This is a genomic window from Streptomyces sporangiiformans (assembly GCF_005768555.2).
In the GTDB taxonomy this organism is placed as follows: Bacteria; Actinomycetota; Actinomycetes; order Streptomycetales; family Streptomycetaceae; genus Streptomyces; species Streptomyces sporangiiformans.
This window is the reverse complement of record NZ_VCHX02000137.1, coordinates 32,037-49,998: the sequence shown is the minus strand read 5'-3', so window position 1 is coordinate 49,998 and position 17,962 is coordinate 32,037. Positions and strand designations below refer to the sequence as shown.

Annotated in this window: 15 protein-coding genes; 4 read left to right on the top strand and 11 right to left on the bottom strand. The window is 69.3% G+C overall.

The features are described from left to right. Window positions 1-526 precede the first annotated feature (526 nt). Entirely contained in the window at window positions 527-3,142 is a 2,616-nt protein-coding gene (locus tag FGD71_RS20370) for an ABC transporter permease/substrate binding protein (protein ID WP_119101909.1), read from the bottom strand. Next, a complete protein-coding gene (locus FGD71_RS20365; protein ID WP_119101908.1) occupies window positions 3,135-4,223 on the bottom strand; it encodes a quaternary amine ABC transporter ATP-binding protein in 1,089 nt (362 codons plus the stop codon). Before FGD71_RS20365 ends, FGD71_RS20370 begins: the two co-directional genes overlap by 8 nt. 269 nt (window positions 4,224-4,492) lie before the next feature. Here FGD71_RS20365 and FGD71_RS20360 point away from each other — a divergent pair, with 269 nt between their 5' ends. Further along, entirely contained in the window at window positions 4,493-5,440 is a 948-nt protein-coding gene (locus FGD71_RS20360; protein ID WP_240436686.1) for a 5'-3' exonuclease, read from the top strand. Between the two features lie 228 nt (window positions 5,441-5,668). Next, complete coding sequence (locus FGD71_RS20355; protein ID WP_119101907.1) at window positions 5,669-6,505, top strand: siderophore-interacting protein; 837 nt, start codon at window positions 5,669-5,671, stop codon at window positions 6,503-6,505. A 158-nt stretch (window positions 6,506-6,663) separates the two neighbouring features. Here the strand turns inward: FGD71_RS20355 and FGD71_RS20350 are convergent, their stop codons facing one another. The 3 genes from FGD71_RS20350 to FGD71_RS20340 form a co-directional block, all read right to left on the bottom strand. After that, the gene (locus FGD71_RS20350; RefSeq protein ID WP_119101906.1) at window positions 6,664-7,443 is read right to left on the bottom strand and encodes an ABC transporter permease; all 780 of its coding nucleotides are present in this window, start codon (window positions 7,441-7,443) and stop codon (window positions 6,664-6,666) included. After that, window positions 7,443-8,477: an ATP-binding cassette domain-containing protein gene (locus tag FGD71_RS20345; protein WP_119101905.1), complete on the bottom strand. Its 1,035-nt coding sequence runs from the start codon at window positions 8,475-8,477 to the stop codon at window positions 7,443-7,445. The genes FGD71_RS20350 and FGD71_RS20345 overlap by 1 nt, the downstream gene beginning before the upstream one ends. A gap of 213 nt (window positions 8,478-8,690) precedes the next feature. Next, window positions 8,691-9,338, bottom strand: coding sequence for a PadR family transcriptional regulator (locus FGD71_RS20340; RefSeq protein ID WP_162931178.1), 648 nt, complete (start codon window positions 9,336-9,338; stop codon window positions 8,691-8,693). Between the two features lie 302 nt (window positions 9,339-9,640). Here FGD71_RS20340 and FGD71_RS20335 point away from each other — a divergent pair, with 302 nt between their 5' ends. After that, a complete protein-coding gene (locus FGD71_RS20335; protein WP_119101917.1) occupies window positions 9,641-11,185 on the top strand; it encodes an amino acid permease in 1,545 nt (514 codons plus the stop codon). Between the two features lie 4 nt (window positions 11,186-11,189). Further along, window positions 11,190-12,134: an RluA family pseudouridine synthase gene (locus tag FGD71_RS20330; protein ID WP_119101904.1), complete on the top strand. Its 945-nt coding sequence runs from the start codon at window positions 11,190-11,192 to the stop codon at window positions 12,132-12,134. Window positions 12,135-12,177: 43 nt separating this feature from the next. Here the strand turns inward: FGD71_RS20330 and FGD71_RS20325 are convergent, their stop codons facing one another. The 6 genes from FGD71_RS20325 to FGD71_RS20300 all read right to left on the bottom strand — a co-directional run bounded on the left by FGD71_RS20325 (window position 12,178) and on the right by FGD71_RS20300 (window position 17,871). Further along, window positions 12,178-13,710 carry a cytochrome P450 gene (locus FGD71_RS20325; RefSeq protein ID WP_119101903.1) on the bottom strand — a complete coding sequence of 511 codons (1,533 nt, stop codon included), beginning with the start codon at window positions 13,708-13,710 and terminating at the stop codon, window positions 12,178-12,180. Window positions 13,711-13,839: 129 nt separating this feature from the next. Beyond that, a complete protein-coding gene (locus FGD71_RS20320; protein WP_119101902.1) occupies window positions 13,840-14,460 on the bottom strand; it encodes a GTP-binding protein in 621 nt (206 codons plus the stop codon). Then, complete coding sequence (locus FGD71_RS20315; RefSeq protein ID WP_119101901.1) at window positions 14,441-14,911, bottom strand: DUF742 domain-containing protein; 471 nt, start codon at window positions 14,909-14,911, stop codon at window positions 14,441-14,443. Before FGD71_RS20315 ends, FGD71_RS20320 begins: the two co-directional genes overlap by 20 nt. Then, window positions 14,908-15,315 carry a roadblock/LC7 domain-containing protein gene (locus FGD71_RS20310; protein ID WP_119101900.1) on the bottom strand — a complete coding sequence of 136 codons (408 nt, stop codon included), beginning with the start codon at window positions 15,313-15,315 and terminating at the stop codon, window positions 14,908-14,910. Before FGD71_RS20310 ends, FGD71_RS20315 begins: the two co-directional genes overlap by 4 nt. Continuing rightward, the gene (locus FGD71_RS20305; RefSeq protein ID WP_119101899.1) at window positions 15,312-16,922 is read right to left on the bottom strand and encodes a sensor histidine kinase; all 1,611 of its coding nucleotides are present in this window, start codon (window positions 16,920-16,922) and stop codon (window positions 15,312-15,314) included. The genes FGD71_RS20310 and FGD71_RS20305 overlap by 4 nt, the downstream gene beginning before the upstream one ends. 325 nt (window positions 16,923-17,247) lie before the next feature. After that, complete coding sequence (locus FGD71_RS20300; RefSeq protein WP_119101898.1) at window positions 17,248-17,871, bottom strand: TetR/AcrR family transcriptional regulator; 624 nt, start codon at window positions 17,869-17,871, stop codon at window positions 17,248-17,250. Window positions 17,872-17,962: the final 91 nt, after the last annotated feature.

Genomic DNA, 17,962 nt, shown 5'->3' with positions numbered 1-17,962 from the left:
TCCTGTGCGTCGTCGGTGCATGGTGTGCTGCGTGTGACCCGGTGACGGTCCACCCTTTGTACATACGAGCCGATGTCTCCCGATGTTGTGTTTGCACCCTACGCACGTTCGGCAAACCGTTTCATGCGCCCGTCACATCGTCGTAAACATCGCCGCACCGCACGCGCGACGGAGCGTCACTGTCGTGCAGTAGATCAATTCTCCCGCGTCACCCCGCTCCATCTCCACCCCGAAACGAAACAGGCTGGCCAGGGCGGTGGATGCCCGTCCGGGGCGGTGATCGGGGCGCCGACAGCTCAAGTGGCCCGACTCCCGCGCCCCGCACGGAGAGTGACTCACCTGGCACACTGGGTGTCCGAATCGCATGTGTGCGACTGGGCGGCGCGGCCGGTGAGTTCGCGTGCGGCGGTGCAGTCGAGCGCACGAACCGGTCTCGAAGCCCCGGGAACGCCGCGAGGGATGGGCCTCGCGCACGGAACCGCGTGGTCCCCGCGCGAAGCCCACCCCTCGGCCCGGTGCTGCCGCTCTACCGCGGAGTCATCCGGTCCACCATGTCCGGGTGCTCCTTCAGCCACGCGGCGACGGCGTCCTCCTCATGCCCCTGTCCGCGCTTTTGGATCTCGCTCTCCAGACTGCCCAGCTCGTCCTCGCTCATCTTGAAGTTCTTGATCCACTTGGTGAGCCGGGGGTACTGGTCCGGGAACGTCTTGTTGGAGATGGTGCGAATCGTATTGCCCTCGCCGAACAGCTTCTTGTCGTCCGCCAGCTTGGTGAGCTCGTACTCGCTGTAGGCCCAGTGCGGGGACCACAGGACGACGGCGATCGGCTCCTTCTTGGCGTACGCGCGCTTCAACTCGGCCAGCATCGCGGGCGTGGAGCCGTCGACGACCTCGTACTCCTTGTCCAGGCCGTAGCCCGGCAGGACCTTCGTCTTCAGGAGGTTCATCTCGCCGGTGCCCGGCTCGATCCCGATGATCTTGCCGTCGAAGGTGTCGGCCTTGCCCTTGAGGTCCGCGAGGGACTTGACGTCCTTCACGTACGAGGGCACGGCGATCTCGAGTGACGTGGGCGCGTACCAGGTGCCCAGGTCTCTCAGATCGTTCTTGTGCTTGTCCCAGTAGTTCTTCTGGGCATAGGGCAGCCACGCGTCGAAGTTGAGGTCGAGGTCGCCGGTGGCCAGGCCCGTGTAGACCGGGCCGACGTCCATCTGCTTCAGATTCAGCCGGTAGCCGCGCCGCTCCAGGACGTTCTTCCAGAGGTAGGTGACCGCGATGTCCTCGTCCCAGGGGAACCAGGCGACGTCCAGCGGACGCTTCGCCTCGGCCGGGGTGCCGCCCGTGGAGCTCTTGACCGGGGCCAGCTTGTCGACGACGCCGGGGTTCTGCTTCAGCCAGGCGCGCACGGCGTCCTGCTGCTTGCCCTTTCCGGCCTTGTTGATCTCCGCCTCGAGGCTGGTGAGCTGCTTCTCGGTCATCTTGAAGTTCTTGAGCCACTCGCCGACGACCGGGTTGTCCTGGGCGAAGCCCTTCCGGGACGTCGTGTGCACGCCGTCGCCCTTGCCCCAGGCGCCCTTCGGGTCCTTGAGCTTGGTCAGGTCGTAGTCGTTGTACGCCCAGTGCGGTGACCAGAGCGTGACGACGATGGGCTCCTTCTTGGCGTACGCGCGCTTCAGCTCGGCCAGCATGGCGGGCGTGGAGCTGTCGACGACCTTGTACTCCTTGTCGAGGCCGTACTCCTTGAGGACCTTGCTCTTGAGCAGGCTCATCTCGCCGGCGCTGGACTCGATGCCGGTGATCTTCCCGCCGAACTTCGAGGCCTGGCCCTTGAGGTCCTCCAGGGAGTCGATGCCCTTCATGTAGGAGGGCACGCTCAGCTCCAGGGACGTCTGGCCGTACCAGGCGCCCAGGTCGTCGAGCTGCTCGCCGTACTTCTTCCAGTACTGCTCGTGGGTGGTCGGCAGCCAGGCGTCCGTCTGGAAGTCGATGTCGCCCTGGGCGAGCGAGGTGTAGAGCGGGCCCGCCTCGAACTGCTTCGTCTCGACCTCGAAGCCGCGCTGCTCCAGGACCTCCTTCCACAGGAAGGTGGAGGCGACGCCCTCGTCCCACGGGATGTAGCCGATGGAGATCTTCTTGCCCTGGCCGACATCCTCGGCGTCGGACGCGGTGGACGAGGAACTCGCACCGCCGAAGATGCCCATGCCGCCCGCGACCAGTGCGAGCACGACCACGCCGATCACGGCCACGGCGGGCCGGGGACGGTAGGACCAGATCTTCAGGCCCTGCGCGGCACGCAGCCTGGCGACGGCACGGCGGCCGAGCGGCGAGACCTGGGTGCCCAGCGAGCTGGTCATGCGGTCCAGGTAGATCGCCAGGATGACGATGGCGACGCCGGCCTCGGATCCCAGGCCGACGTTCAGCTGGCCGATGGCCTCGTTCACGTCGCCGCCCAGACCGCCGGTGCCGACCATGCCCGCGATGGCCGCCATGGACAGACCCAGCATGATGACCTGGTTGACCCCGGCCATGACCGTGGGCAGCGCCAGCGGCAACTGGATGCGCAGCAGGGTGTTGCCCGGCGTGGTGCCGAACGCGTCGGCGGCCTCGACCAGTTCCCTGTTGACCTGGCGGATGCCCAGTTCCGTCATCCGGACACCGGGGGCCAGCGCGAAGATCAGGGTGGCCACGATGCCTGCGGGTGCGCCGGTGCCGAAGAACAGGATCGCCGGGATGAGGTAGATCATCGCGGGCAGCGTCTGCATGAAGTCGAGCACCGGGCGGACGATGTTGCTCACCCGGTTCGAACGTGCCGCCCAGATGCCCACGGGCACGGAGATGACGAGCGCGATGATCGTCGCCACGAGGACGAGCGACAGGGTCACCATCGCGTCCTCCCACAGTTCGAGGGAGTCGATGAAGGCGAATCCCGCGAAGGCGAGGAGACCGGCGGCCGTGCCGCGCAGCCAGAACGCGATCACCGCGAAGATACCCGCGAGCAGAAGGGGCTCCGGGGCCTGGAGGACGGCGTTGATGCCGTCGAAGGCGCCCAGGAAGACCGTCTTGAGGAAGTCGAAGAGCCACGCCATGTGGTGGAGCAGCCAGTCCACCGTGTCGTTGACCCAGTCGCCGAAGGGAATCCTAGGCACCGCTCTTCACCGCCTTGGCGGCCTTGTCGCGCGGTGCCTCGCAGGGCGTGGGCTCGCCCTGCTGGTCGCCGAGGAAGCCGATCAGCCGTTGCCGTGGGACGACTCCGACGAGCTGTCGTTTCCCGTTGAGAACCGCGACCGCGTGCGGCACGCGGGCGCTGATGGCGCAGAGGTCCACGAAGGAGGTGTCGGGTGTGGCGGTCTCGCAGCCGCAGTCCGCCTCGTCGCCGCGCAGGTCCTTGTCCATGACGGCCTCGGTGGTCAGCACCCGGGAGCGGTCGACGTCCCGCGTGAAGGACGCCACGTAGTCGTCTGCGGGACGGACCAGGATGTCCTCGGCGGTGCCGATCTGGACGATGCGGCCGTCGCGCATGACGGCGATGCGGTCACCCAGGCGCATGGCTTCGTTGAGGTCGTGCGTGATGAAGACGATGGTCTTCTTGAGCTTCTTCTGGAGCTCGATCAGCTGGTCCTGCATGTCGCGGCGGATCAGCGGGTCGAGCGCGCTGAACGACTCGTCCATCAGCAGCAGGCCGGCGTCGGTGGCCAGCGCCCGGGCCAGGCCCACGCGCTGCTGCATGCCGCCGGACAACTCGTCGGGCCAGGACTTCTCCCAGCCGGCCAGGCCGCACATCGCCAGCGCGTCGGTGGCACGCACCTCGCGCTCGGCGCGCGGCACGCCCTGCACCTCCAGGCCGTACGCGGCGTTCTCCAGGACGCTGCGGTGCGGGAAGAGCGCGAAGTGCTGGAAGACCATGCTGATCTTCCTGGCGCGGACCTCGCGCAGCTCGCGGTCGCTCAGCGTGGTCAGGTCCTGGCCGTCGAAAAGCACCTGTCCCGCGGTCGGGTCCAGCAGGCCGTTGAGCATGCGCAGCAGCGTGGACTTACCGGAGCCGGACAGTCCCATGACGACGAAGGTCTGGCCCGGTTCGACCGTGAAGGACGCGTCGATCACCGCGGCGGTGGTGCCGTCGGCTCGCAGTTCCTCGCGGTCCGCTCCCTGGCGGAGTCTGTCGACCGCCTCGTCGGGTCGTCTGCCGAACACCTTGTAAAGGTGCTCGGCCTGCAGCCTGGATGACACGTGTACCTCTCAGGTAGAACCAAGAACGGCCCGCCTCCCCCGCCGGCGGGCCGTGGAGCGACGCGGGTTCTGCCCACCCATCCGGTCGCTGTCCGTCAGTGGTCGTTGAAAATGCGACCGGGCTCGCTCCGGGGCGGCGCCTGCCCCCGCTCGTTCCGGACAAACGCGGGCCTGGCTCACTTCACACGCTGTTTACGTTCGTCCTGTAGACGCGTCGGCTGTCGCCGCCGGTCCGCGCCGGACAGGGACTGTCAGTGGCGTACGGCATGATGCGAAGCGTGACGCAGCAGACGCAGCCCCTTCGACGACTCATGCTTCTCGACACCGCCTCGCTGTACTTCCGCGCCTATTTCGGCGTCCCGGATTCGGTGAAGGCCCCGGACGGCACGCCGGTGAACGCCGTGCGCGGACTGCTCGAGTTCATCGACCGCCTGGTCCGGGACCACCGCCCGGACGATCTCGTGGCCTGTATGGACGCGGACTGGCGGCCGCACTGGCGGGTCGACCTGATTCCGTCCTACAAGGCGCACCGCGTCGCGGAGGAGACCGAGACCGGTCCGGACGAGGAGGAGGTGCCCGACACCCTCTCGCCCCAGGTCCCGGTCATCGAGACCGTCCTGGACGCGCTGGGCATCGCGCGCGTGGGGGTCGAGGGGTACGAGGCGGACGACGTGATCGGCACGTTCACGGGCCGCGCCACCGGCCCGGTCGACATCGTCACCGGTGACCGCGACCTGTATCAACTGGTCGACGACAAGCGGCAGGTGCGGGTGCTGTACCCGCTCAAGGGTGTCGGCTCGCTGCAGCTCACGGACGAGGCACTGCTGCGCGAGAGGTACGGGGTCGACGGCCCGGGGTACGCGGACCTGGCGCTGCTGCGCGGCGACCCCAGCGACGGGCTGCCCGGTGTGCCGGGCATCGGCGAGAAGACCGCCGCCAAGCTGCTCGCGGAGTTCGGCGACCTGGCCGGGATCATGGCCGCGGTCGACGACCCGAAGGCCAGGCTCACACCCTCGCAGCGCAAGCGACTCGACGAGTCACGGCCGTACGTGGCCGTGGCGCCCAAGGTCGTCCGGGTGGCCGGGGACGTACCACTGCCGGACGTGGACACCGCACTGCCGCACGCTCCGCGCGACCCGGCGGCCCTGGACGCACTCGCGGTGCGCTGGGGTCTGGGCGGCTCGCTGAAGCGGCTGCTGGCGACGCTCGGGACCTGATCCCGTCGCCGGTCCCCGGCCCCGGACGGGTCGTGCTCCCCTGCCCCGGACGGGTCGGGCTCCCCACCCCCCGGACGGGTCGGGGCTCGGATTCCCGCAGACTGGTAATCGACTTCTAAAAACTGCTCCAGGACTTCTCCGGGGGTGCTCATCGACTCTTCGCGCCTGAGGTGTTAACTAGGGAGAGGTGCTAACTTAGGCAAGCCTTAGTGAATTCGGGAGGCCGACATGGCAGAGCGTCCGGTACGCAGAGCTCCGAAGCCCCATTCCGCGCGGGTCGTCCGCACGGAGCGGCTCACCCCGCACATGCAGCGGGTGGTCCTCGGCGGCGAAGGCCTCGCCGACTTCAGCACGGGCACCAGCACCGACCATTATGTGAAGCTGCTCTTCGGCCCCGAGGGCGTGACATATCCCGAGCCCTTCGACGTGGCGCGGATCCGCGAGGAGTTCCCGCGCGAGCAGTGGCCCGTCACACGCACCTACACCGTGCGCGCCTGGGATCCGGAGCTGCGCGAGCTGACGCTCGACTTCGTGATCCACGGCGACGAGGGCCTGGCGGGACCGTGGGCCACCCGGGTGCAGGCGGGCGAGGTCGTACGGTTCCTCGGCCCCGGCGGCGCGTACGCGCCCGACCCCGAGGCCGACTGGCATCTGCTCGCCGGGGACGAGAGCGCCCTGCCCGCCATCGCCGCCACCTTGGAGGCGATGCCCGACGGTGCCGAGGTGTACGCGTTCGTGGAGGTCGAAGGGCCGGACGAGGAGCAGAAGATCGCCTCCGACCTGGAGATCGTCTGGCTGCACCGCGGCGACCGGCCGATCGGCGAGGCGCTGGTGGAGGCCGTACGGGCGCTGGAGTTCCCGGAGGGCCGGGTCCACGCGTTCGTGCACGGCGAGGCCGGCTTCGTGAAGGAGCTGCGCCGGCTGCTGCGCGTGGAGCGCCAGTTCCCGCGCGAGGACCTGTCCATCTCCGGCTACTGGCGCCTCGGTCACAACGAGGACGGCTGGCAGGCGGCGAAGCGGCAGTGGAACGCAGAGGTGGAGGCGGAGCAGGACCGCTCCGCGTGACATCCGGTGCCCATCCACGGGTTGTTTGCGGCTGGTCGCGCCCGCGCCGCGGAGCCGCGTGATGTCACGGCCCCGCGCCCCTGTCGGGGCGCGGTCGTCCGCGTCGACGCGGCACAGCCTTCCCAGGGCCTGTCCGGCGGATCAGGGTCGGATACGCCCTAGACCGACCGCTGGTACGCCCTGAACGTGCGGGTGGAGAGCCATACCGCCGCCACCGCCAGCGCGAGCAGTCCCCCGCCCCGAGTGAGCACGTCGCTCCAGTCCGGGTTCGCCGTCATCGCCGAACGGCCCGCCACCATCGCCCAGTCGAGCGGGTTGAAGTCGGCGATGTGCCGCATCCAGCCGGGCATCTGCGACGGTGCCATGAAGGCCGAAGAGAGGAACGTCAGCGGCAGCAGCAGGAACGTGTTGATACCGATGATCGACTCTCGTTCGCGCACCAGCATGCCCAGCGCGTTGGAGAGCGCGCCGAAGACGGTGCCCAGCAGCGAGGCCGCGACGACGAGCACGACCAGACCCGCGGCGCCGCCCGGATAGTCCGCTCCGCCCAGCTTCCCGAGCAGGATGATCACCACGGATTGCACGGCCGTGGTCAGCCCCTGCTGCACGACATTGGCGTTCATCAGGGCGCCGCGGCTGACCGGAGTGGTCAGGAACCGGTTGAGCGTGCCACGCTCGATCTCCTCCAAGGTGCCCATGCCCGCCCACATGTTGGAGCTGAGCGCGCTCATCACGACGATGCCCGGCACGAGGTAGTCCAGATATGTGGTGGTGCCGAAGCCGCCGAGTTCGACGACCTTCTTGAAGAGGTTGCCGAACAGGAACAGCCAGACCGCCGGCTGGATCAGCATCAACACGACGTACGCGGGCTGCCGGAGCACCGCCATCAGCTGGCGTTGCGTCATGAACCAGGTCTGGGTGAGGGCGTTGGTACTCATCAGGCACCTCCGGCGAGGGCGAGGTTCTCGGTGCTTTCGGTGCTTTCGGCGCTGTCCGCGGCGGCCTCGGCGTCCGCGTAACGGCGGCCCGCGTAGCGCAGGTAGACGTCGTCGAGCGACGGGCGGGCGACGGTGGCGGCGGCGACGCCCACCCCGACGCGCTCCAGGGCACCGAGCAGGGCGGGTACGGCGGCTGCTCCGTCCTCGGCCCGGACACTGATCCGGCGGCCGTCGAACAGCACCTCGTGCACGCCGGGCAGCGCGGAGAGGGAGTCCTTCAGGCTCGTACGACCGGAGTCGCCGACCGCTTCGCGCAGTTCCATGTGGACGGCGTCGCCGCGGAGTTCGCCCTTGAGGGCGTCCGGGGTGCCCTCGACGACGACACGGCCTCGGTCGACGATGGCGATGCGCTCGGCGAGACGGTCGGCCTCTTCGAGGTAGTGCGTGGTCAGCAGGATGGTCAGGCCCTCGTCACCGGCGAGCCGGGTGATCTCGTCCCACATCGCGGTGCGCGCCTCGGGGTCGAGGCCGGTCGTCGGCTCGTCGAGGAAGAGGACCTCGGGCCGGTGGACCAGCCCGAGCGCCACGTCCAGCCGGCGCTGCATACCGCCGGAGTAGCCCTTGACCTGGCGGCCTGCCGCGTCCGCGAGGTGGAAGCGGGCCAGCAGTTCGTCCACGCGGCGCCTGAGAGCGGCGCCCCGCAACCCGTAGAGCCTGCCCTGGAGTTGGAGGTTCTCGCGGCCGGTGGCCACCGGGTCGGCGCCGGACTTCTGCGCGACCACGCCGATCGCACGGCGCACCCGGTCCGGGTGGCGCAGCACGTCGTGGCCCGCGACGGTGGCGGTGCCCGAGTCGGGGCGGGCCAGGGTGGTGAGGATCTTGACGGTGGTGGACTTGCCGGCGCCGTTGGGGCCGAGGAGCCCGAAGACGGTGCCCGGCTCGACGGTGACGTCCATGCCGCTGAGCGCGGTGACGTCACCTGGATAGGTCTTGATCAGTTGGCGCGCCTCGACCGCGGGCGCAGGGGTATTCACGACGACTGCTCTCCTGACTGAACGGATGCGAAATGGTCCGCGTCAATGGATGACGACTGATCCGTGTGAAGAGCGCCGGGCTATCCTGGGTGTGCCGCACCTCGATCGCCTGGCCTGCCCCACGGCGGAGTCAGTTCGGGGTTCGAGACCCTGGCGGGGCTGCTGCAACAGTCCTGCCGGGGTCTGTTTCACCTCTGGGTCACTTCTCGTGGGTCACTTGTCGAAGTAGCTGTCCTCCAACTCCTGGAACTCCGGCGGCATCTCCCCCGTCTCGTGGAAGGTCCGCCACCCCTTCACACCGGGCAGGGAGCCCTCCCTGAGCTCCTCGAGGAGGCCACGGACCCACTCGGCCTGTGCCTCCACCATGTGCAGCTGGTACTCGTTCTCCACCAGGAAGATCCGCGGCAGCGACTCACAGAGTTTCCGCAGCGCTCCCCGGCCGCTGGCGGCCTGCACCTCGAGCGCCTGGAGCCGCTCCGTCAGTAGCCGCGTCACCTCGTCGGGGTGCAGCACCCCCATCAGCGACAGCGCGGTCTCGAAGATCGGGTACTCCCGTGCCGGGACGGCCATCAGGTCCGACATCCACTCGGTCATCTCCTCGCGCCCGGCCTCGGTGAGCCCGTAGACGGTGCGCTCGGGGCGGTTGCCCGCCCGCTCCACATCGGTGACCTCGACGAAGCCGTGCTTCTCCAGGTTCTGCACGACCGTGTAGAGCGAGCCGTAGTTGATCTTCGTGCTGGTGTCCTTGCCCTGGCGGCGCAGCGTCTGAGCGATCTCGTACGGATGCATCGGCCTCTGCGCGAGCGTCGCCATCACCGCGAGCGCCAGCGGATTGCTGAGCTTGCGCCGCTTCGTCGCCACGACGGCCTCACCTCACCCTCGACCTCAGATACCTCAACCTCAGAGACCCCGAACCTCAGAGACCTCGACTTCGGACACTTCGACCACAGAAACCCTCGTATCCGAATATCCGTAGACGAACATATCGCGTCTTCAATGCGAGCGTCAACACACGCGACGTATCGCGATTCGACCTCGCCGCGAGCGCGTGAGGACTTCGGCCCGCAGCGGACACGGCCGTGTCACTGGAGCGAAACAGCCGCTCCCTAATTTCTGTCGCTCGACAGGAACTCCGCTTCCCTGTGCCGAAGGCAGGTGCCGCCGTGACCACCACCGCCCCCTCCGACGTCCGCCCCGAGCCCCCGGACTCCGCCGGCGACGGCTCGCTCGCCGAGTTCGGCTACCGCCAGGAGCTGCACCGCAGCCTGGGCCGCTATGCCTCGTTCGCCGCCGGGTTCTCGTTCATCTCGGTCCTGACGACCGTCTTCCAGTTCTTCGCGTTCGGCTACGCCTTCGGCGGACCGGTGTTCTTCTGGACCTGGCCGGCCGTACTGATCGGGCAGTTCCTGGTCGCCGCGTGCTTCGCGGAGCTGGCGGCGCGCTATCCGATCTCCGGCGCCATCTACCAGTGGTCGTCGCGGCTGTCGAACCTCACCTTCGGCTGGTTCGCCGGCTGGATCATGGTGATCGGGCAGATCGTGGTGGTGGCGGCCGCGGCGCTCGCGCTGCAGATGGTGCTGCCGGCGATCTGGTCGGGCTTCCAGCTGATCGGCGACGACCCGACGCCGACCTCCCCGAGCGGCGCGGCCAACGCGGCGGTGTTCGGCGTGCTGCTGCTGGTCCTGACGACCTTCGTGAACGTCATCGACAACCGCGTGATGTCCCTGATCAACCGGGTCGGCGTCACCGCCGAGATCATCGGCGCCGTCCTGATCATCGTGCTCCTGCTCACCCACTCCGAGCGCTCCCCCGGCATCACCTTCCACACCGGTACGGCCGCCCAGTCGGGCCTGTTCGGGGCGCTGCTGGTGGGTTCGTTCACGGCGGCGTACGTGATGATCGGCTTCGACAGCGCGGGCGAGATGAGCGAGGAGACGCGCAACCCCAGGCACACCGCGCCCCGCACCATCCTCACCGCACTCGGTTCGGCGGGAGTGCTCGGCGGCCTGATCATCCTCGGCGGTCTGCTCGCCGCGCCCAGCCTGACCAACGGCCGCCTCGGCGTGGAGGGGCTGAGTTACGTCCTGACCAGCAGCCTGGGCGACGGGGTGGGCCGGCTGCTGCTGGCCGACGTGGTGGTGGCCATCGCCGTGGCGACCCTCGCGATCCAGACGGCGGCCTGCCGCATGCTGTTCTCCATGGCCCGCGACGGTCAGCTGCCCTTCTCCCGACGCCTTGCGCGGGTCAACCCGCGCACGGGTATGCCGAGCGCCCCCGCTCTGGTCGTCGGCGTCCTCGCCGCGGCCCTGCTGCTGCTCAACTTCGCCTCGCCGGAGGCGTTCCTGGCCATCGGCACCACCTGCATCGTGATGCTGTACCTCGCGTACGCGATGGTGACCGGACCACTGCTGTGGCAGCGCCTGCGCGGCGGCTTCAGCGCCGACGGAACCGACGAGACGGGCCGCCCGCTCTTCTCCCTCGGCCGCTGGGGCGTCCCCGTCAACGTGCTCGCCCTGCTCTACGGCCTGTTCATGACGGTCAACCTCGCCTGGCCCCGCGCGGACGTGTACGACCCGGCGGGCGGGCACTGGTACTTCCAGTGGTTCACGGTGCTGTTCCTGGGCGTGACGCTCGTCGTGGGCGCCGCGTACCGGGCGTACAAGGCGCGTACGACGATCACGGAGGCTCCCTCGGCCTCGTACGCTTGACCAGGTGAGACGTAGGCCCCGGATTCCGCCCGCTCCCCTGCCGCAGCGCGACGGGGTGGATCCGGTGCGGGTGCGGCTGCCGGCGCAGGGGTCCTGGGCGACCGTGCGGGAGCATCTGGTGGAGCGGCTCGCGGCGGGGGCCGGGGTGATCGACGGGATGCTCGACGCGGGGTTGATCGTCGGTGCGGACGGGCGGCCGGTGGCGCCCGACGCGGCGTACGTGCCGGGGATGTTCGTGTGGTTCCACCGGGAGCTGCCCGACGAGGAGCCCGTCCCGTTCGATGTCGACGTCGTGTACCGCGACGAGCACATCGTCGTGGTCGACAAGCCGCACTTCCTCGCCACGACGCCCCGCGGCAGCCATGTCGCCCAGACGGTTCTCGCACGGCTGCGCCGGGAGCTGGGCATCCCGACGCTCGGGGCCGCGCACCGGCTCGACCGGCTCACGGCCGGGCTGGTGATGTTCACGGTTCGGCCCGAGGAGCGCGGCGCGTATCAGTCGCTGTTCCGCGACCGGCGCGTACGCAAGGAGTACGAGGCCGTGGCCCCGTACCAGGCGTCCTTGGTGCTGCCGCGCACCGTGCGCAGCCGGATCGAGAAGGAGCGGGGGGTCATGGCCGCCCGGGAGGTACCGGGCGAGCCGAACGCCGTGAGCCGGATCGAGCTGGTCGAGCACCGGGACGGGCGGGCGCGCTACCGGCTGCTGCCCAGCACCGGGCAGACCCACCAGCTGCGGGTGCACATGAACGCGCTGGGTGTGCCGATTCTCGGCGACCCCCTCTACCCGGTGGTGACCGGCCCCGTGGCGGTCGGTGACTTCCGGCGCCCGCTCCAACTGCTGGCGCGGGTACTGGAGTTCACCGATCCGGTCACGGGGCGGGAGCACGCGCTGGTGAGCGGGCGACTACTCCAGGCCTGGTCCGCGTACGACGACTGGGCGGATCGGTGACAAATAAACGTCCCGATCGGTCAGTGCCGACGCCTTTGGCCTGTCAGTGACCGCGCCACCAGCGCAGGAGGCGCTGCCAGGCGCCGAGTCGGCGCTCGGGTCCGGGGGTCGTGGCCGTGGCCGTAACCGTGTCCGTGCCTGTTCCCGTGCCCGCGGGCTCGGGCTCGGGTACGGGCTGCTGGGGAGCGGAAGGCTGGGCGGCCTGACCGGGTGCGGGCGCAGGGGTGGGTGAGGTGATCTCCCACTCCTGGTGCGGATCCGGAACGGGATGCGCTCGGGGCCGCTGCTTGACGTCCTGCGGCGGTTTCGGCGCGAACTTCACCGGGAGTTCCACCAGATGCCGGGACGCGAGGGACGCCGTCCAGCGCAACTCGTGCTCCTCGCAGGCCAGTTGGACGTCCGGCAGGCGCATGAGGAGCGCGTCGACGCCGGTGTCGGCGATGGCGCGGCCGATGTCCTGGCCGGGGCACTCATGGGGGCCGCCGCCGAAGGCGAGGTGGGAGCGGTTGCCCTGCATGTTCGCCGTGAGGTCCGGGCGGACGCGCGGGTCGACGTTGCCCGGCGCGATCCCGAAGAGCAGTCCGTCCCCCTTGCGGATGCGCTGGCCGCCCAACTCCGTCTCCTGTTTGGCGAAGTAGCCCAGTACGGCGCTGAACGGCGGCTCGTCCCACAGGGACTGCTCGACCGCCTCGGGCACCGTCATCTGGCCGCCGTTGAGCTGGGCGCGGAAGCGCGGGTCGGTGAGCACCATGCGCAGTACGTTGGCGAGGAGGTTGGCCGTGGCCTCGTACGCGGCGATCAGCACGACCCGCAGGTGCTGGGACACCTCGTCGTCGGTGAGCCCCGCCGGGTGGTTGATGAGGTGGCTGGTGAAGTCCCCCTGGGGCTGGGCGCGGCGGCGGGCGGTGAGCCGCACCAGGGCGCCCATGACGTACTCGTTGCTGGCGATCGCCGTCTCGGTGCCCTTGATCATGTCGCGGGCGGCCTGCACCATGCGCTCGTTGTACTCCTCGGGCATGCCGAGCACCTCGCACATCACGGCCATGGGGAGGTGGTCGGCGAACTCGCTGACCAGGTCGGCTTCGCCGTCCTCGCAGAAGCGGTTGGCGAGGAGCTGGGTCGAGCGGTTGATGCTGCGGCGGATGCCGCGGTAGTCGATCGTCGACATGGCGCCGGTGACCGCGCCGCGCAGCCGCAGGTGCTCGTCGCCCTCGGCGTGGGAGCAGATGGGCTGCCATGCGAAGTGGGGCATGAGGGGGTGGTCGGGTGCGACCATGCCCTCTTTGAACGCGGTCCAGGTGCGGCTGTCGCGGGTGAACTGCGAGGGGGTGCGCACCATGTGCAGGTTCTCGCTGTGGCCGAGGACCACCCACATCGGTACGTCCTGGTGGATCAGCACGGGCGCGACGGCGCCGTGTTCGGCCCGGAGTTTCTCGTAGAGGGCTTCGAGGTCCTCGGCCTCGGGTCCGTACAGGCGGCGTAGTCCGCCGGGGCCCGTTCCGTGGGCGGGGCAGCCGGGCGGCGGACCGGGCATGGCGTCGTCCGTACTGGTTCGGGAAGGGGGTTCAGGCGTCACGGTGGTGCTCCGAAGCTGAAGTCGGGAGTGGGGAATTGCGGCCGCGGCCGCGGCCGGGACCGATGACGGTCAGACGGAAGACGATCAGGCGGAAGCAGATCAGGCGGAAGACGGTCAGACGGATGGCTGTCAGGCGGACGCGGAGGCCATGGCGATCGAGTGCAGGAAGCGCATCAGGGTCATCAGGACGTCTCGGCTGGAGGCCCTGCGGCGCGCGTCGCACTTCATGATGGGGATCTCCTCGGGCAGGTCCAGCGCGGAGCGCAGGTCCTCGATGGGGTAACGGGGCGCGTCCGGGAAGTCGTTGACCGCGACGACGAACGGCACCCCGCGCTCCTCCAGCCGGCCGATGACGTCGAAGCTGACTTCCAGGCGGCGGGTGTCGATCAGCACGACCGCGCCCAGGGCGCCCTCGAACAGGCCATTCCACAGGAACCAGAAGCGCTCCTGGCCAGGAGTGCCGAACAGGTACAGCACCAGCTGTTCGGTGATGCTGATGCGGCCGAAGTCCATGGCCACGGTGGTGGCGGTCTTGCTGTCCGAGCCGTAGTTGTCGTCGACCCCGACGCCGGCCTGCGTCATGGTCTCCTCCGTGGTCAGCGGTCTGATCTCGCTGACGGAGCCCACCATCGTCGTCTTGCCGACCCCGAAACCGCCGACGATCACGATCTTCACAGCGGCTTGGGCCGTCTGCGGAAGGTGGTCCTCGGCGCGAGGGCCTGTGACGGTGTCAGAGCTTTTGAAGTCCATGCATCACCGCTTCGAGGAGGGAACGGTCGGGCAGCTCCGAGCGGACGATCGGGGCGCGCGCGTGTACCAGTTCGGCCGTCAGCAGCTCGGTCAGCAGTGCGGTCACCACGCTGAACGGCAGATTGAGATAGGCCGAGAGTTCGGCCACGGACAGTGGGGACCCGCACAGCCGGAGGACGGCCGACTGCTCCGGCTGTGCAGTGGGCGGCGCGTCGGCGCGCGCCACGATCAAGGTCACGAGGTCGAGAGAGGCACGATCACCGTCCTCGACCTGGCTGGTGAGGACGAACAGCCTCTCCGGCTGGTTCTCCGTCTGGTCAGCCGTCTGGTTCTCCCCGCCCTGTGCCCCGCCTTCCTTCGGTGCGTGGGGGGAGACTCCCTCGGGGGCCTGCTGGGGAATTTTCGCGGACGCTTCCTTGGGGAGGCGCCGTCGTCGTTGCGGAGGAGTCATACGACCTGCCCGTTCCGCCGGGGCGGACTCGTCAGGTGGGCACCGATCCGTACGACGAGGTCGCGCATGCGGTTGCTCATGAGCCCGGCGTCCACGGTCTCGTCCGCGAGGACGGCGAGGTAGGCGTTGGGGCCCGCGGCCATCATGTAGAAGTAGCCGCCGTGGATCTCGATGATCACCATGCGCATCCGGCCCTCGGTGCCCGGGATCTCGGTGGCGACGGCCCCCGCCAGGCTCTGGAGTCCGGCGCAGGCCGCGGCGACGCGGTCGGCGGCGTCGGGATCACCTCCGTACCGGGCGATGCGCAGGCCGTCGGCGGAGAGCACGACGATCTGCCGGGTGCCGGGCACCCCGTCGCACAGCTCCTTGAGCATCCAGTCGAAGTTGGCTCGGTGCTGGATCACTTGAGGTCCCCCTCGTCGTCGGCCTCCCGAGGGGCCGGGATGTCGGTCGCGCCTGGTGTCTTGTTCTGGTCCTCGTCTCCGCCCTTGAGGCCTGCCATGAACGCCTCGACCCACAACCCGGGTGGGGGTTCGTCCTTGTCCGGGGTTGGCTGTGCCGCGGACCTGGACCAGTCGATGACGGGCTTGCCGGCCTTGCGCGCGGCCTCCGCCTCCGCCTCGGCGGCGCGGGCCTCGGCCACCCGCTGGCTGAACGGGATCTTGACCCGGCTGCGGCGCTGCGGCAGACCCTGCGGCGTCCACTCGGTGACCACGGGAACGTCGTCCTCCATCGGGGACGCCGATTCCGAGACGCGGGGTCCGGTGGTGGGACGGCGCTTCTTGGGCTTGCGCGCCGGTGGCACGACGTCGTGGAGGTCCACCTGGGGCACGGAGCCGACTCCGATGCCGTGGGCGAGGCCGGGAGCGGTTCCCTCGGTGAGCATGTCACTGGGCACGATGAGCACGGCGCGGACACCGCCGTACGCCGACTGCCGCAGCGAGACCTGCATGTTGTACATCTGCATGAGACGGCCCACGACGGCCATGCCGAGCCGCGGGGTCTCGCCGAGGTCGTTGAGGTCGATGCCGGCCTTGGCCTTCTCGAGCATGCCCTCCGCCCGTCGGCGTGCCTCCTCGCTGAGGCTGACGCCGGCGTCCTCGATCTCGATGGCGACACCGGTCTGCACCTCGACGGCGGTGATGTGCACCTTGGTCTGCGGCGGCGAGTAGCGCGTGGCGTTGTCGAGGAGTTCGGCGGCGGCGTGGATGACCGGTTCGACGGACGGGCCGTCGATGTTGACCCGGGCGATCGAGTGCAGTTCGATGCGCCGGTACTCCAGGATCCGGGACATGGCACCGCGCAGCACGCTGTAGAGCGGTACGGGCTTGGGCCACTGGCGGCCCGGGCGGGAGCCACCGAGTACGGAGATGGAGTCGGCGAGGCGGCCGATGAGCGCGGTGCCGTGGTCGATGCGCAGCAGGTCGTCGAAGACCTCGGGGTTGCGCCCGTGGTCCTCCTCCATCTCGCGCAGTTCCTTGTTCTGCTGGTGGACGATCGCCTGGACACGCCGGGCGATGTTGACGAAGGCGCGCTGCGAGGAGTCGCGCAGCGCGTCCTCGTGGTCGACGATCCGCAGCATGATGCGCAGCAACTCGCGCTGCGAGGCGGGGAGTTCTCGGTACGTGGGGTTCGCGTCGACGACTTTGCGCATCACCTGGTCGGGGGAATCGCCGCAGCGCAGCTGCAACAGCACAGCGGGCAGCAGCTCCTTGCCGAGGTGGACGATCTCGTCGTCCTGGGCGGCGAGGCGCCGTTCCAAGGAGGCTGTCCGGCTCGCGAGTTCGGCGCGCGTATCGCGCAGGACACGGCCGCGGCGGACGGCTTCGGCGGCGGTGGCGAGCACCAGGAGCGTGGCGATGCCGCCGCACCAGCCGACGGCAAGCCGGGCCGGTTCCGCCACCACGGCGACGGCGGCCCCGGTCACCGCGGCCATCACTATGGCCGGCAGCAACAGCACGCGCGCGTAAGGAACTTCTCGGCCACCGGGAGGCGCTTGAACACTCACCATGTATGCCCTCTAAGACAAATCGGCTGGGGATCAGGGGGGAGGTCTCAGGATTTTCAGAACATTGGGGAACAAGCGCACGAATACACCGCAACTCGGTGCGCCGCGGGCGAGCTTAGTCCGACCGGATCATCGCCATGTCATATTCGGCGAGCACCTGAAATCGTCCTCGCGGCGGGAGTACGCTCGGTTCCATTTACACGCTCAGACATCATTCGCACACACTGCGTCATGACGCATGGGCGTACGAAAACCCCTCACCGGAAAGGGTCGGGCCACGGCTTCGGGCTCAGATTTCCGCCCGGCTCCCCACGCCAGGCATACCCGGTCAGACGCCCGCGATGCGCAGCGCCGCGTCCGCCGTGGCGTCGGCGAAGGCCGAGACGGGCCGGTCCGGGTCGGAGCGGTGGACCAGGATGACGCCCTCGATCAACCCGAAGACCAGATCCGTCCGCAGATCCAGCTCACTCTTGGCGAGCGCGCCGCCCGTCTCGGTCGCGGCGATCAACTGACGGTAGGCGTCCTTCAGTTCGGCCCGTACAGCATGGAAGCCGGCGAACCGTTCGGCGCGCACCTCGGGCAGCAGATAGAGCCCGCCGAGGTTGTGCGGGCCGCCGCAGAGCAGCTCGACATCCGTACGGCACAGGTCCCACAGCCGGTCCTCGGCCGGGGTCACGTCCTCGGCGAGGAGCTGCCGGGCGAAGGCCAGCGAGGGCGTGACGGTGGACTCCAGGAGGTCGGCGAGGAGTTCCTCCTTGCCGGAGACGTAGTGGTACATGGAGGCCTGCCGCATACCCGCCCGCTCGGCGACGGCACGGGTGGTCGTGGCCGCGTACCCGCGCGTCGTGAACAACTCGGCGGCGGCCGCGAGGAGTTCGTCCCGCGGTGAGAGGCCGCTGTCCGGTCGCCGCTCGGCGCGCGGCCTGCCCACTCGTCGCCCACTGGACCCCATGCGTTCGATCCTCGCACACCACCCCGGACGGCGATCTCGGTGAGACATCGGTAACCGGTCCGCAACCACCGGGCAACGACGACGACCCGCC